Genomic DNA, 14,355 nt, shown 5'->3' with positions numbered 1-14,355 from the left:
AAAGCCGTGGTAAAAACCAATGAGGATTGTCAACGGGTACAGCGCAGCCGGGGGGATTTAACGGCGCTGCCGGTTTATGCGAACGGGGAGGGACATTCATCAATTTCATCTGTTTCTGGCAAGTTGTTGGTGTTTATTGGGTTAGTTCCTCCACAACACGCGAGTGAGAATAAGGAGGTCTTGTCGCGGATTAGTAAACGCGGCAATGTGATGTTAAGGACGTTAAGGTAAAACCTGAGGTTGATGAGGCTAATTCATGCGGTGGCTCGGTGAAGCCGCATATACGTTCTTTTCGTCAAAACTGATTGTTGACAACAACCCTGGGGCCATATACGTATAGACCAAAGCAGAATACGGGAAAATAATGATCTCGTCTATCATCCCCGTATTTCACTGCGCTTCATACAGGCTACGGGGTTGGCTTTAAAGTGGATTTAATGAGATGTATAATAATCAGCTAATAGTTTTTTCTCCTCGAGGTGGAAAATGAAGCCGAAGTATGTTTCTGAATCCGTTATCCATGATCAAATCTATAAAATTTTTCCTAATGATTTAAATTCCAACGATACTGTCTTTGGCGGACTTATTATGGCAATGTTAGACCGCACTGCTTTGGTTGTTGCCGAGCGGCACAGTGGCCACACCTGTGTGACGGCCTCTGTCGATGCCTTGCATTTTCTAGCACCGGCGGGGCGAGGGGACGTGTTGTTGATTCGAGCCTCGATTAATCGCGCCTGGCGGACGTCGATGGAAATCGGCCTTAAAGTGTTGGCGGAAAATCCAAAAACGCGGGCAGTGACTCATATTCTATCGGCATACTTTACCTTTGTTGCGTTGGAGGAAAGTCGTAAACCGACTGAAGTTCCCTCGGTAATCCCTGAAACTGATATTGAAAAACGGCGCTACGAAGAGGCGGAATACCGGCGGGAGCGTCGAAAAATCGATGCACAGGAGCGACGTAGACGTCGCGGTCTTTAAATTACTTTGTGAGAGCTTATGAGATGTCGAAATTGAGTTTCGATTGGGCAGTGCTGGGTGCTGAGCGGCAGGAATAGCTGCAATGGGGAGCTTTTGGATCGGGCGTGGATGCTCAAAGCGTCGCCTGGATTGATCCTCATTTTCAGGTCGGCGTTTTGGCCGTTATTGGGGAAAGATAACTTCTAACACTCGAGTGTATTTGTTTCTTGAGTTTTTAACGGGTTATCGTGCTTTGTAATTATGCCACTAAAACTTGTTCCCTTCCCATTGATTCATTTGAAAAGACGAACTTTTGTTTGCAAAAACAAGTCGCCGAACCGTTTCACTGGATCGCCGATTAAATGAATTATCGGTACAAAAGAACGAATGGCATCTCGAGACTCAACGTACTGATTAAAAGCAAAAAAGTTATATTAGCGATGCTAGCTTATCCAAAAACGTTCCGGTTCCATGAAAAATTGAACAAAAAAATAAATCCTATTGAAATTTGCGATGCACTTCATCCTGTAAAGCTGGCGAAGCGTTATGAAGCAGAAGATACTGTTGCTGTTTTTGGTTCCTCTCATTCTTCCGTGCTCATTATACGAGAATTGACAAAAAGGGTCGTTAAAAAAATATTAATTTTTATTCAGCGCCAAGGGTCCATGAAAACATTATTCAACAAGGCCTGCCATCAGTAAAGCGTTACTCCTCCACGGAAGAAAATATTCGTCAATTTTTTTCGCAATGCACCAAAGCGATTTATGCGGTGGGCTTTTGCCAAAGGGCGCCCCTTACCAGAGAATTTAATTTATCCAACTATGACGTTTGCACGGGGATCATATTGCTCCTGGGTTATTTTCCTGGGTTATTTAAAGTGGGGATCAGTTTTTCCCGTCAACTGATCACGCCCTTAGGCGCAATCGAGATGAATCTCGGTCTGTGGAAATCCATGCAAGATATTCGAAAAGCTATACCGATTTGGCAACGATATGATCTATATAGGATTCCCCCCCCTGAAAGCTCAGGGGGGGCGACAACTCAACTAAGACAAGGGTATCTTATCTTGGTTTCGACGTTGATGAGCGCCCGGCCCTTGTCGTTGTTCTTTTTCAGCTTGTTGTTGAACATTTTGTCTTTCCATGGTATTACCTCCTTTTTACTGTTAAATATAACATACATATTTAAAGAGCACTTGTGGAACGGATGATAAGAATTTCACCATTCCATTCAAGAGGCCTGATTTTCTCAGGTTTCTCAGAATCATGGAGAAATATTTTTTTCCACTGATAGTTTGCCAGCGTCTCCGTCAGCTCATTAACACCCCCCCCGTTGATATGGGAGATTTCATGAGGCTTTCGCAACGTAATCAACCGTTTCGGGGCAATGTGATAATTGATAGAACCCACCCAGAGCGGCAAGGCGTTATCCTCAAAACAGATACCTGATTCCCACAAACGGAGTTCAATAATTGTGGTGGCGTGAGGGAGATGTTTAATCATGAACAAGACAGGTGGTTTAGCACGATAAAGCCAAGGAAAAAGAGGAAAATGCCGTTCCGGTTTATAACTCGCAAACCGACCCAAGGCGGTTTGGATGTCCATTTTAGTGTGAATGGACTCCCAACCGTAATCCTCTAGAGTTTTCTGAAGGTCATGTAATGGAGCCGTCCATTGAATATTGAAAGGCTGAACCGGATGACCGAAACTATTCCAGCGATAAATGGGAACGTAACGGGTTGGGTGTTGCCACCAATCTTTGGAAGTTATTTCCCGCACAGGCCGTAAGGGAGCATAACGATGTAAGACGGTATGAAGGTTAGCTTTAGTTATTACCGCCCAAGGCAAAACGAGCGTAACAGTTAGAAAGACGAGCCATTTTAAATTTCCAAACGGTTTGGAGGGATAGCGGCGATAAGAGACAATAACATTGAGTAAAATCGCAACTCCTAGAAAAAGGCTACCTAACACATCCTGGAGCCAATGCGCCCCTAAATATAAACGAGAGTAACTAATTAAAACAATTAAAATGCTGGCGGTTGTATAGGGAATCCAGCGCCATTTTTTTGGTAATTGTTGCGCGGTTAGAAAACCAATAAAACCGAATATTGCCAGACTGAGGGCTGCGTGTCCGCTGGGAAAAGAAGAGAAAGGATCCACCATTAAAAAACCACGGGGTCGAGGCGAATAGACGAGCCATTTAAACAAATAAACGCCTGCAGCGCTTGTTACAGTCACTAACGCCAAATGGAAAGCTGCTCGCCAGTGCTTTTTGATCCCTAAAACGATGATAAGAAGTAAGCTTATGCCTAAAACAACTTTTGCATCGCCAAGCATGGTTATTAGAGCAAAAAACTTATCGATATAGGGCAATCGTGTACTTTGTAAAAAGTAAAATAAAGGTTCGTTAAAGTTAGTTAAAGGGCCGATCGTAACGGCAATAATGCTTAACCCTAAAAAACACAGGAAGCTTAAAAAGGCCAAAATTGTCATGCTCAATTGATGATGATCGGTGGGGTTTCGATGGTTAGTAATGGCGCGCAAGAAAAAACGTGACGAATGATGAAGATAAAGCCAACGCCATAATTGGTCGGTCCAGTCGTTAATAGTTAAGATCAGAAGTGTGAAAAAGCGTTGAGCAGCCCAAAAGAGTAGCCAGAGGAAGAGGATGACGCCTAATCCTATCATTATAAATTCCGTCGTTAAATGACGGGGTAATTCGAGGGAGACAGCGCCGATCAAAACGCCCGGCAGCAGGTAAGCCACCGCCCACAGGATTGCGGAAGGAATAGCAGCGACAAAAAAACGAACCCAACTCATTTTCAATAAGCCGGCAATTAAAGGTACGGAACTTCTCACAGGCCCCACAAACCGGCCAATCAAAATACTTTTGCCGCCGTGTTTGCGAAAGAAAGCCTCGCCTAACGTAAGCCATTTGTGGTATTTCTTGAAAGGCCAGATCAAACGTAAGTGTTCGTTGTAATATTTCCCCATGAAAAAGCCAACGGTATCACCTGCTAATGCGCCGAGGGTGGCCCAGAGTAAAGTCGCCTCTAAAGAAATAATCCCTCTTCCAGCTAATATACCCATGATTGACATGGTGAGGGAGCCTGGGATAACAGTTCCGACAAGGGGTAATGATTCGGTAAAAGCAATGAGAAAAGCAAATAGAATACCCATATAAGGATTTGCTTGTAAGCAGTAGTCGATGTAAATTAGATAATGTTCAATCATGTTAAGAAATGAAGTTTATTAAACTCAATCGGTTATCCTCATCATTTCGGCGAAGGCGTAAATGAATTAGCGCGTTCCCGTATTTCGCTTCGCTTCAATAGCTACCTTAGGAAACCTGTTCCCCTTGGGCTTGCAGATCCGCGTGGTAGGAAGAACGCACTAACGGACCGCTGGCCACATTGCTAAATCCTAGCTTTTTAGCGAGTTCGCCTAACTCCTGAAATTCTTGCGGGGTTACGTAGCGGTCCACCGGCATGTGGTAACGCGTCGGCTGCAAATATTGCCCGAGGGTTAGCCTATCAACTTCATGCTGGCGCAGATCGCGCATCACCATTTCCACCTCCCCTCGCGTTTCGCCCAAGCCCAACATCATCCCCGATTTAGTGGAAATGCCAGGAAAACGTTTTTTGAAAGTCTGTAACAGAGCTAAAGACCATGGGTAATCAGCACCGGGACGTGCTTGTCTATATAAACGGGGTGCCGTTTCGATGTTATGATTAAAAACGTCAGGGAGACCGTAAGCGAGCTGATCTAAGGCTTTTTCCATGCGTCCTCGAAAATCAGGAACCAGTACTTCAATTTTAATGCCTGTGGTTTTTTCTCGCACGGCGTTAATGCACTTCGTGTAATGCTGCGCGCCCCCATCTCGTAAATCGTCACGGTCCACTGAAGTGATGACTACGTACTTTAGCGACATGACACTTACGGTATTAGCGAGATTAAGCGGTTCTTCTGGGTCAAGGGGATCAGGACGACCGTGACCGACATCACAAAAACTGCACCGACGGGTGCATTTATCGCCCATTATCATAAAAGTAGCGGTGCCATGCCCAAAGCATTCGTTTAAATTAGGACAGGAGGCCTCTTCGCAGACAGTTACTAAGCGATTTTCACGAAGCAATTTTTTTAATTGACTGACTTTATTATCAGTCGATAAGCGAATACGGATCCAATCGGGTTTGCGAAAGGGCGTGTGAGGAGCTTCAATTTTGACGGGAATCCTTGACAGTTTCTCTTTCCCTAGGCTTTTCTGAGAAGGATCGTAAGTGGTCATCGATTAAAAACTCCAATGAGGTTGTTGCCATAATAGCAGGCTGATTATACCCGAAATTCTTTAAAAATAATGGAATAATTGTACGTTTTACGGCATCTATTTCGATGGGATTTACGTAGTCTTGGATTTGGGTCATCACTAATCCTTTAAATCCACAGGGATTAATGCAAGAAAAGGGGGCCAAATCCATGGCGACGTTAAGTGCTAATCCGTGGTAGCTAAAACCCTTTCGCACCCGCAGCCCGATGGAGCAAATTTTTTTATCGTCCACATAAACGCCGGGGGCGGCTTTTTTCCCTTGTGCGGGTATGCCCCATTCTTGTAGGGATTCAGCAATCGTGTTTTCAATAGTGCGGACAAAGGTTCGAGTACTTAAGCCCAACCGATTAAGATCTAACAATAAATACATCATGAGTTGCCCTGGCCCATGATAGGTCACTTGACCTCCGCGATCGGTGCGAATGAGTGGGATATTCACTGAATTTAAGACGTGTTCTGGTTTTCCAGCGAGCCCTTGAGTAAAAACCGGCTCATGTTCCAGGAACCATATTTCGTCCGTCGTTTGCGATTGACGGCGGGCGGTGAAAGTTTGCATGGCTTCCCACAACGGTTGATAGGGAATTAAGTTAGTTAACTGGCGGATAACAACATCGTTCATGCTGTCATTTTACTGAGTAAGACATGCGGTGACTAGATCATCTTTATACGCTTGGGAAAGGAATCTAGATCTTTTATTTTTTAATATTTATTTAATCTGTTGAGGATGGCAGTACAGAACCGATGCCGATGCGGCCATGCTTCTGGAAATATGGCGGCTCAAAATACACCGGAATCAGAACAAAAATAATTTCCCGCAAAGACTTTTACCCAATCTCTTGCTAATACGGTGGTGAATTACAATTTTTTTCTTATGGAGACAGTCATTTTAGCTGTTCTTACTGTCGATTCCAAAAATCACCATAGAATATTTAGAGAAGATAAAGCAGGTGAATTAAAAAAATATTCGGTAAATCAATTACGAAGCTATGTAGCTAGAGGTGAGCATGATCAAGTGGAGGCGATGATACAGATAAACCTTGATTTGTTATTAGAGGAAGGTGAAGCATGAAACTCATGCGGAAGATTTAAGGGGCAATCCAGTGATTGTCAAAGGTACAGCCTTTCGATTAGCCTTAGCCGGAAGAGACAATGAAATGGCTTTGATGATTGCGAAATATCTGAATGAATATTATCCCGGTAAGAAACAAAAACAATATCAAGCGCAGTTCCCTCATGAGGAAAAAGAAGAAAAAGCAGAAGATTTTTCGTAAACAGCAGACGCTAAGACATTGCAGGCAATCATCAATGCTATTGGCAATGCCAATGACCGTGATTGCTAACAAGCGCTTAACCGTGAGGAGAACATTGCTGACGATAATGAAGCTCAAACACTATTAGCTGTGTTGAATGAGTTCAGAGATTACATAAAACCTAAAGGCGTGACTACCACCGGCGAGCATTTTAATATTCAATTGCTCACTGAAGCTTTTAAATTATACGGTCGAAAATATGACATTTTTGGTGGGTTTGGTAGTGATAAAAATAATTTATGTTGGCGAAAATTCATCGGTTACCTGCAGCGTTTTTTACCGGCTTGTTAGGCGCAGGCCTTTGCACAAGGAATTTATTACATTGTTGAAAGGGGGGATTTAAGCCGTTCTTTCGGCTTTCGTTATGGTGATCAAAGTTTTTTTCGTTTGGATTTAGATCCTAATTTTTGATTGGGATATGATTATGCTGTGGTTCCTGGGCTAGGGGGCGGTGGACGTGAGCTCGCCATGCGATGGCGTTGGACTCGGCGTGCAGCATTGCATCGAATTATGCGAGACCTCGCAATCAGCCCAGCCGCAAATATTTAATAACAAAGCCTGTAACAGAGCTGCTAAATACCGCAAAAAAGCGTACGCTTAGGGTCGAACATATAATCCGTCGCGCTGAGCAAGCATCGTCGCACCAGGAGTTTGAAAAAGAAATCGACATTCCATACGATTTCCGGAAGAAGAAAGCTAATAATACTGACGCTAATCAGTAAAGAGGAATTCATCTAAAACGCAATGAGGGTTAGAAACAAAGCAATATCCGGCAACCAAAGAAAGTTTTGAGAGCCGTGAGCTCTCTCCAGTAAAATAGTATTAAAACGAGAGTAAATGCCGTAAAAACATGTTTAGTAATGAATAAAGTGATTTCCATACGTAAATTAAAGCAAACTAGGGAGCTTTGGGTCCGTTATTCGGGTTCTGTACGGGCGGCTCTTCCGAATTAAGGGTTCGCCTAAAAACAGCAGAAAATAGTGTAATTTTGAAGTTTTTGCATAAATCGTTGACGAGTTTCCGGCCTTCTCATTCCAGTCCCAAATAATAGCGAACTAATAAACATAAGAAATCGCCCAACAGCCCGCGTTTCGTTTGATGTTTTACTTCTTAAAGTTAAGGAAATACAAACCGCGCCCAGTCCTAGCAAAAAAGGGTAACGATTAAAGCAAGTAAAGGGCGTTGGAGGATTCTTCGACCTACTCCGGATGTTCAAAGGGTGGTTCCATTTGTGGACGAGGCACATGTTCAATGAGCTTTTCTTCTATCGGGTGACCCATATTACCCTCCTTGGTGTTTCGTTATAGCGCCATGATAATAAATGGAGTATCATAATAGAGCTCTTTGAATAGAGTTATCTAAAATCACCTTGTTTTCCACATAGACTGTTACACTAAGCGCGAGAAAATGAGCGTCGCAGCTCAAGCGTTTTTTATTTAATAAGTATCGGTGTTCAGGGAAGTCCTTACGGACAATAGCCAGTACCCCTTTTTCAAATTTCTCGTTAGCATAAGCGACCACTTTAATCGTAAAATCACAGGGAAACTGAATTAAGGTAGTGTTGTCTGTCATGAGGATTTGCTAAAAATTCCCTCAAAAAATAGTGCGATATGATCCCAAGCCCGCGAAAATAAACCAGCGCGAGGATCATCTTGTAAAGCAATTAAGGGAACTTTTTTAATGGATTTTCCATTTAAGATCACATTAATTTTTCCATAAGACTGTCCTTTCAAAATAGGCGCGTGCAAATGCTGGATGGCAAAACTCATCGTCACCTTTAAATTTTTATCCTCACCCACGGGATGCGTGACATAGAGCGGTTGAGTTAAGCCAAATTCGACGTGTTTTTGTTTGCCCATCCAAATACGTTTTTTAGTAATTGAAGTGTTCGCATCGAATAATAGGCGCGTTTGATAAAAACGAAATCCATAATTTAGCAGCGCTTCAGAATCATCCGCTCGCTCGCTGTCGGTTGGCGCTCCCATAACCACCGAAATTAAACGCATGTTGTTGCGTTTCGCCGAGGCAATCAAACAATAGCCGGCTTCTTCTGTATGACCGGTTTTTAATCCATCGGTCGACCCATCACGCCACAATGAGCGATTGCGATTGGGTTGCTTGATATTGTTATAAGTCAGCCATTTTTGGGAAAAGTAATGATAATACTCCGGAAAGTCATTGATAATAGCGCGAGTTAAAAGGGCCATATCGTAAGGAGTCGAATAATGGTTTGGGTGAGGGAGGCCCGTTGAATCGACATAATGTGAATTTTTCATTCCCAGGCGCGCCGCCGTTTGATTCATCATTTGAGCGAAAGAGGATTCTGTCCCCCCAATATATTGCGACATGGTGACACAGGCATCATTCCCCGAGGCCACAATAATTCCTTGGATCAGTAAGTTGACAGGGACTTCAGCACCTTCCTTTAAAAACATTCGAGAGCCACCTGTGTGCCAGGCTTTAACGCTGACCTTTGGTTTATCGTCTAAATGGATCTGAGCGCTCTTTAGCTCTTGAAAGGTGAGATAAAGCGTCATTAGTTTCGTTAAGCTTGCCGGCTGAAGGCGCTGAGTCATATTTTTTTGAGCAATGACGATAGCAGAATCAGCATCCATTAATACATATCCTTTGACATCCAAGTTGGGTGGAGGAGGAAGTAGCGAAGGCGGCGTCTCAGGTTGTTGCTGAGTAGCTGCTTTTGCAAGAGCAAGATTCTGTTGAGCGGCATTCTCGACATCACCAAGAGCGCTAACTGAAAACTCTACAGAAAAAAGTAAAAGAGTGGCAAGAATGCAAATAGCCTGTAGCCGGGAATGTAAAAACTTCATATTCGCTTCCTAATATCGAAATCTAATTTCGATAAATCCTATCTCGTATATGGGAGTCTAAAAAAGGGGGGCGAAGCCCCTTTTTGTGTCTAAGTTCCTTAGAATTTGTAAGTCAAGCCAACCGTAACAGCGTTCAGGTTAGGCAAGTAGTTAGCGTTATTGATTTTCCCTTGACCAAAGACATGTGAGTAGGAAATATCAACGCCAATGTTCTGGGTGATGTTGTAACCCACACCGATGCCGGCTTTCGGTCGAATATAGCCTATGGAGCTTGACGGAACCTTAATAGCCACAGGAGTGATTACGGAAGTGAAGAGAGGACTAACCTCGGTACCCGTTTCTGTAAACGCGGCAAATTTAGCATGCACATAAGCAACACCACCCTCGATAAAAGTGTAGAAGTTATTGATAGGTAAAGTTGCTTTGGCCATTAAATCAATAGAGTACAAGTTTATTTTTTGTCTGTCTTCGGCTTGTACGGAAGAAAAAAGAGCCATCCTGCGAGCCAGGTTTACATTTCGGTAAGCAGGGTGGTAGTAAGTAAACCCTGATTCTAATGAGAAATAAGGATTGAAAGCATAACCAACGGCGACTCGACCGTTAAAACCTCGGCTTTTTTTTGTATTAGTGTGAGAGTTTTCGGTTAGTGTTACGCCAGTGAAATCTTTGGAATTACCCGTTTTTTTATCGACCAACCCATAACCTGCTTCAGCACGAACGTAAAAACCAGCATCACTGGTATTGTTGTATGATTGCTCAACCGATCCGCGTGCTAATGCGCCGGTGCTAATACCAATAGCAGTAGTGCCTGCCATCCCAATTACAATTTTTTTCAACATGTTGATATTTCTCCTCTTTTTACTTAGATTAACGTGTTAACACATCCAATACAGGCTGGATTTGGTTAGTTAAGGTCCGTCGATTAAACACCAAAAAGACAGAGAAATGATGAATATTCCTCCTAGTGACTCCTAGTGAAGTCCGTTAAGGGTGTTATTTTAATAAACAACTTTAAGTTAAGTCAATACTTATTTAGCATTTCTATAAATAATTGAGTAATTGAGCTTGCTTTAATAAGAATGTTCTAAAAACTTCAGTGCCGCCTTTCCACAACCTCTCTCCTGCTTGCGGAAGAGGCTAGGAGAGGCCAAAAGAACTGTAGTAGCGCATGGGGACAATTTAAAGAAGCCAAACCCACTTCATCGCGATCTATCTTGGATAGAATACGAATGTAAACTTCTTCAGAAACTTCTCCCTGGGAGCGCATTTCATGGAGCCGCTTGCGTTCATAATTTAAAATTTTGGTGAGAAGGGCTTCAGCTTCGTGGGTGTCGCATTCGGTTTTGTAAGAGACTTTAAATTGTAAGAGTCAATTGGTGTAGTAATTATTTACTAATTTTTTAGCATTTTCAGAACAAATATTTTCGCCCGCGTCCAATTGATCTATGTGTTGAATCGCCTCTTTTCGTTAATCGACAATATATTTTAGAGCTTTCTTTAATAAAAGCACCGTCGCTTTTTTCAGATTTTAGTAATTTGACTAAATAAGGTAACGTCAAACCTTGAACGGGTAAAGTAAACAAAATAGCAATAATTATTAAGAAAATAATTAAATCACGATAAGGAAATGGAGTTGTGTCAGGTAGCATAATGGGTAGTGCGAGGGCTAACGCCAGCGATACCAAGCCTCGCATACCTGACCAGGAAGAAATAATCACTTCTCTCCAAGAAAATATATACCGTTTTGTTAGGTTTTTCTTAGCCGTGAAAGCGAATTAACGAGTAAATTGGTCGCTAAGACCCAAATAAACCGCAGTAAGATTAAAGATAAAATGGTAATCGTTGAAAATAAGATTAATTGTCCTGTAGGGAAGTAATTCACTTTGCCCAAAAAAGTCCGGAAATTGCATCCCAATGACAATAAAAATCAAACCATTTAAGAAAAATACTAAAGTATCCCAGACGGATTTTTCTGATAGCCGCGTCCTTGCTTTAATCGTCCGCTCCGTGCGCTTGTGAAAAAGACCGGCAGCGAATACGGCCAAAACACCCGACACGCCAATCCGGTCAGCAAATAAATAAGAAACATACGCTAAAATAATGCTCATGATAATCGGCAATTCATTTTCAGATTCGGTTAAAAATTCTTTGACGATTAAACTAGTGAAATAGAAGAATATCAGACCGACCGCGATGCCACCCAACCCGACAATTAACATGCTTTCCTCGGCATGGAGTAGATTGATGGCTCCAATAAACACGAACATCAGTCCCATGTTGTAAAGCACAATACTCACCGCATCGTTAAATAAGCTTTCCACCTCAAGGCTGCGAATGATGTGATTGGGTATTCGCATGCGGTTGAGAATCGAGGTCAATGTAATAGTATCGGTCGGTGAAATAATGGCTCCCAATACTAACGAAGCGGATAGAGGCATCCCAGGAACGATCCAGGCTAATATGACAGCAATCACGATGGTTGAAGCAATGACGAGCAATATCGACAAGGAGAAAATTTCACTTTTGTTATTCTGAATGCCTTCCCAAGAAATCAGGTGTGCGGCAGCGAATAAAATAGGCGGTAAAAATAAAGGGAGCATCAGTTCGCTGGGAGGATGCCAATTGGGAATTCCCGGAATAAACCCAACGATTAAACCAGTCATCACCAATACCAAAGGATAGGGGACATTTATTCGTTCGGCGATCGCAGTATTTATTACAACCAAAAAGAGGGTGAAAGGTATAATCTCAAATGCCGTCATGGTTTTTAATTCCTTAATAAATTGTAACGTAATTCAAGTTTTTATGGAACTTGCTTATTTAACTACTTACAATTACAGAATTTTCTATTCTGAATCCCTTCACAGGGCTTAATTTCTAACGCACGAGGTTTACAATGGCTATTGAACGAACGCTATCAATTATCAAACCCGACGCTGTGGCCAAAAATATCATTGGCCAGATTTATTCCCGTTTTGAAAAAGCAGGCCTTAAAATTATCGCAGCTAAAATGTGTCATCTGAGTAAACCACAAGCAGAAAAGTTCTATGCGGTTCACAAGGATTGTCCTTTCTACCCCGATTTGGTAAAATTCATGAGACAAGGGCCTGTAATGGTCCAAATCTTGGAAGGCGAAAATGCCATCGTTAAAAATCGAGAGATCATGGGGGCCACTAACCCGAAAGAAGCGTTTCCAGGAACGATCCGGGCTGATTTCGCTGACTCCATCGACGCTAACGCGGTACATGGTTCGGATGGTCCTGAAACAGCAAAAGAAGAGATCACCTTTTTCTTTAAGCCCGATGAAATCTTTTAATTCAATCGGAGTTTAAGTGTTTCCCTTCCCATCGATAAATCGCTTGGGTCATGCGGTATTCGTGAAGGAAAGCTATTTTCTGATCTAAAAATTTAATCACACTGATGCCACCGGGAAGGGAATATTCCCTGCGATTGGAAACACAGCCAAAAACCCATTCAACGAAAGCCGTTTTTTTTTTGCAAAATAAAGTGATAAAAATCCCATTTGGTTACTTTTCCGTTTGCGTTTAATCAGAATCCAAAGCAGTGTTTAATCTCGTGGATGCCCTGATACCGAGGGCCGTGAGATTTAATGACGACACAATCTTCGGCTAGAGTTGAAAGAATAAGTAGCAAATCATTTTGTTTCCAGCCGTCGGTGTATTGTTGATTTAGATTAAAAACGGTTTTTTCATTCATTGATATTTCCCTTCTGATTCAAAATAAGCGCCGGCCGTTCTCCAACTTCCGTGAGGCGACAGAAGCATTATTAAATTAAGAATACCAACGCTTTCGATAGTGTTTCAAAACGTCTATAATACGATGAGCTAGGAAATTGATTCAATGAACGTTATCACAATTTATCAAGGGCGTATCAATCATAAGCTTGGAAGTATATTGCCTGACATCAAACAAACCCCCCAACGTTTGCACGAAGCGATGACTTATGCGGTGATGTCGGGCGGTAAGCGGGTTCGTTCTTTATTCGCCTACGCAACTGGGTTTAGTTTTGACGCTGACCCCGCTCAAATCGACAACGCAGCTTGCGCTATTGAATTAATGCATTGTTATTCACTGGTTCATGATGATTTAGCAGCAATGGATGATGATGATTTTCGTCGCGGAAAACCGAGCTGTCATAAGGCCTTCGATGAAGCGACAGCGATTTTAACGGGGGATGCGTTGCAATGCTTAGCTTTTGAGATTTTAGCACGCGACAACAATACTCATTTGATTAATGTATTAGCGCATGCCTGTGGCTCTCTGGGCATGGTGGGCGGCCAGCAATTGGATTTAGAGTTTAAAAATAAAGAGGCGACTCCCGAACAAATTGAGATCGTTCATCGCCTAAAAACAGGTGTTTTGTTTAGCACAGCCATTGAATTAGGAGCGCTTGCAGCAGGTTGTACCGATGAAAAGAGGCTTCAAAAATTGCGAAAATTGGGAGCCACCATTGGTTTAATTTTTCAGTGGCAAGATGATCTGGCGGATCAAACAGTGGAAGATGAAAAAATACCATTAATTAACCGCATCGGTGTTTTATTTAATCAAGTAGAAAAGTCATTAAATGAATTAGAAGGCAATAACAGCTTTCTTCAAGAACTAATTCATTTTCTAAAACCCTCTATCACCGCCGTCATTTAATGACTGAAACCACCAGCTCTGCCGGTGTGAAAAAACAAGAAGTCCCGTCATCCCCGCTGCGCACCTAGGCGTCAACTTAAGCATAAACCCCTAATGGCTGTAAAGTTGATGCTTCTCTTTCATTCACCTTGTTCCTTTCAAAGCTTCTTAACACAAGGGGCCTCTATCATTACCCACCCGTGGTGAAGCGTGAAAAACTTAAAAACCCGTCGTCCTCCCGCGGGGGCATCTGCTGTATTAATTGAAGCATACAAAACCTTCACGGCCGAGTC

Annotated in this window: 11 protein-coding genes and 7 pseudogenes; 8 read left to right on the top strand and 10 right to left on the bottom strand. The window is 42.6% G+C overall.

Annotated elements, in window-relative coordinates; translation table 11 throughout:
• The 3 genes and pseudogenes from OWO34_RS05705 to OWO34_RS05695 all read left to right on the top strand — a co-directional run.
• A pseudogene (locus OWO34_RS05705) lies at positions 1-225 on the top strand (transposase); the annotation flags it as partial.
• 261 nt (positions 226-486) lie between these two features.
• Positions 487-978 carry an acyl-CoA thioesterase gene (locus tag OWO34_RS05700; RefSeq protein ID WP_267256848.1) on the top strand — a complete coding sequence of 164 codons (492 nt, stop codon included), beginning with the start codon at positions 487-489 and terminating at the stop codon, positions 976-978.
• 23 nt (positions 979-1,001) lie between these two features.
• Positions 1,002-1,957 (top strand): annotated as a pseudogene (locus OWO34_RS05695) (CBU_1268 family Dot/Icm T4SS effector); the annotation flags it as partial.
• A 184-nt stretch (positions 1,958-2,141) separates the two neighbouring features.
• On the opposite strand, the gene OWO34_RS05690 reads toward OWO34_RS05695, so the two are convergent.
• From OWO34_RS05690 to lipB, 3 genes are all read right to left on the bottom strand, one after another.
• The gene (locus OWO34_RS05690; RefSeq protein ID WP_267256847.1) at positions 2,142-4,190 is read right to left on the bottom strand and encodes an LssY C-terminal domain-containing protein; all 2,049 of its coding nucleotides are present in this window, start codon (positions 4,188-4,190) and stop codon (positions 2,142-2,144) included.
• 106 nt (positions 4,191-4,296) lie between these two features.
• On the bottom strand, positions 4,297-5,244 hold the full coding sequence (lipA, locus tag OWO34_RS05685) for a lipoyl synthase (protein WP_267256846.1): 948 nt from the start codon (positions 5,242-5,244) through the stop codon (positions 4,297-4,299).
• Complete coding sequence (lipB, locus tag OWO34_RS05680; protein WP_267256845.1) at positions 5,174-5,902, bottom strand: lipoyl(octanoyl) transferase LipB; 729 nt, start codon at positions 5,900-5,902, stop codon at positions 5,174-5,176. The genes lipA and lipB overlap by 71 nt, the downstream gene beginning before the upstream one ends.
• Positions 5,903-6,154: 252 nt before the next feature.
• Between lipB and OWO34_RS05675 the strand changes: the two genes are divergently transcribed.
• The 3 genes from OWO34_RS05675 to OWO34_RS05665 all read left to right on the top strand — a co-directional run bounded on the left by OWO34_RS05675 (position 6,155) and on the right by OWO34_RS05665 (position 6,884).
• Entirely contained in the window at positions 6,155-6,352 is a 198-nt protein-coding gene (locus tag OWO34_RS05675) for a hypothetical protein (RefSeq protein WP_267256844.1), read from the top strand.
• Positions 6,342-6,554, top strand: coding sequence for a hypothetical protein (locus OWO34_RS05670; protein WP_267256843.1), 213 nt, complete (start codon positions 6,342-6,344; stop codon positions 6,552-6,554). Before OWO34_RS05675 ends, OWO34_RS05670 begins: the two co-directional genes overlap by 11 nt.
• Before the next feature lie 168 nt (positions 6,555-6,722).
• Positions 6,723-6,884, top strand: a complete 162-nt coding sequence (locus OWO34_RS05665) for a hypothetical protein (RefSeq protein WP_267256842.1) — start codon at positions 6,723-6,725, stop codon at positions 6,882-6,884.
• Between the two features lie 606 nt (positions 6,885-7,490).
• On the opposite strand, the pseudogene OWO34_RS05660 reads toward OWO34_RS05665, so the two are convergent.
• From OWO34_RS05660 to OWO34_RS05640, 5 genes and pseudogenes are all read right to left on the bottom strand, one after another.
• Positions 7,491-7,873: pseudogene (locus OWO34_RS05660) on the bottom strand (hypothetical protein).
• 49 nt (positions 7,874-7,922) lie between these two features.
• Entirely contained in the window at positions 7,923-8,165 is a 243-nt protein-coding gene (locus tag OWO34_RS05655; RefSeq protein WP_267256841.1) for a YbeD family protein, read from the bottom strand.
• Positions 8,162-9,421 carry a D-alanyl-D-alanine carboxypeptidase family protein gene (locus tag OWO34_RS05650; RefSeq protein ID WP_267256840.1) on the bottom strand — a complete coding sequence of 420 codons (1,260 nt, stop codon included), beginning with the start codon at positions 9,419-9,421 and terminating at the stop codon, positions 8,162-8,164. Before OWO34_RS05650 ends, OWO34_RS05655 begins: the two co-directional genes overlap by 4 nt.
• 98 nt (positions 9,422-9,519) lie before the next feature.
• Entirely contained in the window at positions 9,520-10,260 is a 741-nt protein-coding gene (locus OWO34_RS05645; protein ID WP_267256839.1) for an outer membrane protein, read from the bottom strand.
• A 570-nt stretch (positions 10,261-10,830) separates the two neighbouring features.
• Positions 10,831-12,183 (bottom strand): annotated as a pseudogene (locus tag OWO34_RS05640) (cation:proton antiporter).
• A gap of 134 nt (positions 12,184-12,317) precedes the next feature.
• Between OWO34_RS05640 and ndk the strand changes: the two are divergent.
• A pseudogene (gene ndk / locus OWO34_RS05635) lies at positions 12,318-12,753 on the top strand (nucleoside-diphosphate kinase).
• Here ndk and OWO34_RS05630 read toward each other — a convergent pair.
• Positions 12,739-13,138 (bottom strand): annotated as a pseudogene (locus tag OWO34_RS05630) (nuclear transport factor 2 family protein). The pseudogenes ndk and OWO34_RS05630 overlap by 15 nt on opposite strands.
• A pseudogene (locus OWO34_RS09820) lies at positions 13,131-13,236 on the bottom strand (hypothetical protein). Before OWO34_RS09820 ends, OWO34_RS05630 begins: the two co-directional pseudogenes overlap by 8 nt.
• A 46-nt stretch (positions 13,237-13,282) precedes the next feature.
• Between OWO34_RS09820 and OWO34_RS05625 the strand changes: the two are divergent.
• On the top strand, positions 13,283-14,083 hold the full coding sequence (locus OWO34_RS05625; protein ID WP_267256838.1) for a polyprenyl synthetase family protein: 801 nt from the start codon (positions 13,283-13,285) through the stop codon (positions 14,081-14,083).
• Positions 14,084-14,355 lie beyond the last annotated feature (272 nt).

It is taken from the genome of Coxiella endosymbiont of Ornithodoros maritimus, from assembly GCF_907164965.1.
GTDB lineage: Bacteria > Pseudomonadota > Gammaproteobacteria > Coxiellales > Coxiellaceae > Coxiella.
Note: the sequence above shows the minus strand (reverse complement) of the source record. Positions and strands in the feature narration are given on the sequence as shown.

Coding starts and splice junctions, on each gene's coding strand:
- OWO34_RS05700 (WP_267256848.1), top strand. CDS start 487: ATGAAGCCGAAGTATGTTTCTGAATCCGTTATCCATGATCAAATCTAT.
- OWO34_RS05690 (WP_267256847.1), bottom strand. CDS start 4,190: ATGATTGAACATTATCTAATTTACATCGACTACTGCTTACAAGCAAAT.
- lipA (WP_267256846.1), bottom strand. CDS start 5,244: ATGACCACTTACGATCCTTCTCAGAAAAGCCTAGGGAAAGAGAAACTG.
- lipB (WP_267256845.1), bottom strand. CDS start 5,902: ATGAACGATGTTGTTATCCGCCAGTTAACTAACTTAATTCCCTATCAA.
- OWO34_RS05675 (WP_267256844.1), top strand. CDS start 6,155: ATGGAGACAGTCATTTTAGCTGTTCTTACTGTCGATTCCAAAAATCAC.
- OWO34_RS05655 (WP_267256841.1), bottom strand. CDS start 8,165: ATGACAGACAACACTACCTTAATTCAGTTTCCCTGTGATTTTACGATT.
- OWO34_RS05650 (WP_267256840.1), bottom strand. CDS start 9,421: ATGAAGTTTTTACATTCCCGGCTACAGGCTATTTGCATTCTTGCCACT.
- OWO34_RS05645 (WP_267256839.1), bottom strand. CDS start 10,260: ATGTTGAAAAAAATTGTAATTGGGATGGCAGGCACTACTGCTATTGGT.
- OWO34_RS05625 (WP_267256838.1), top strand. CDS start 13,283: ATGAACGTTATCACAATTTATCAAGGGCGTATCAATCATAAGCTTGGA.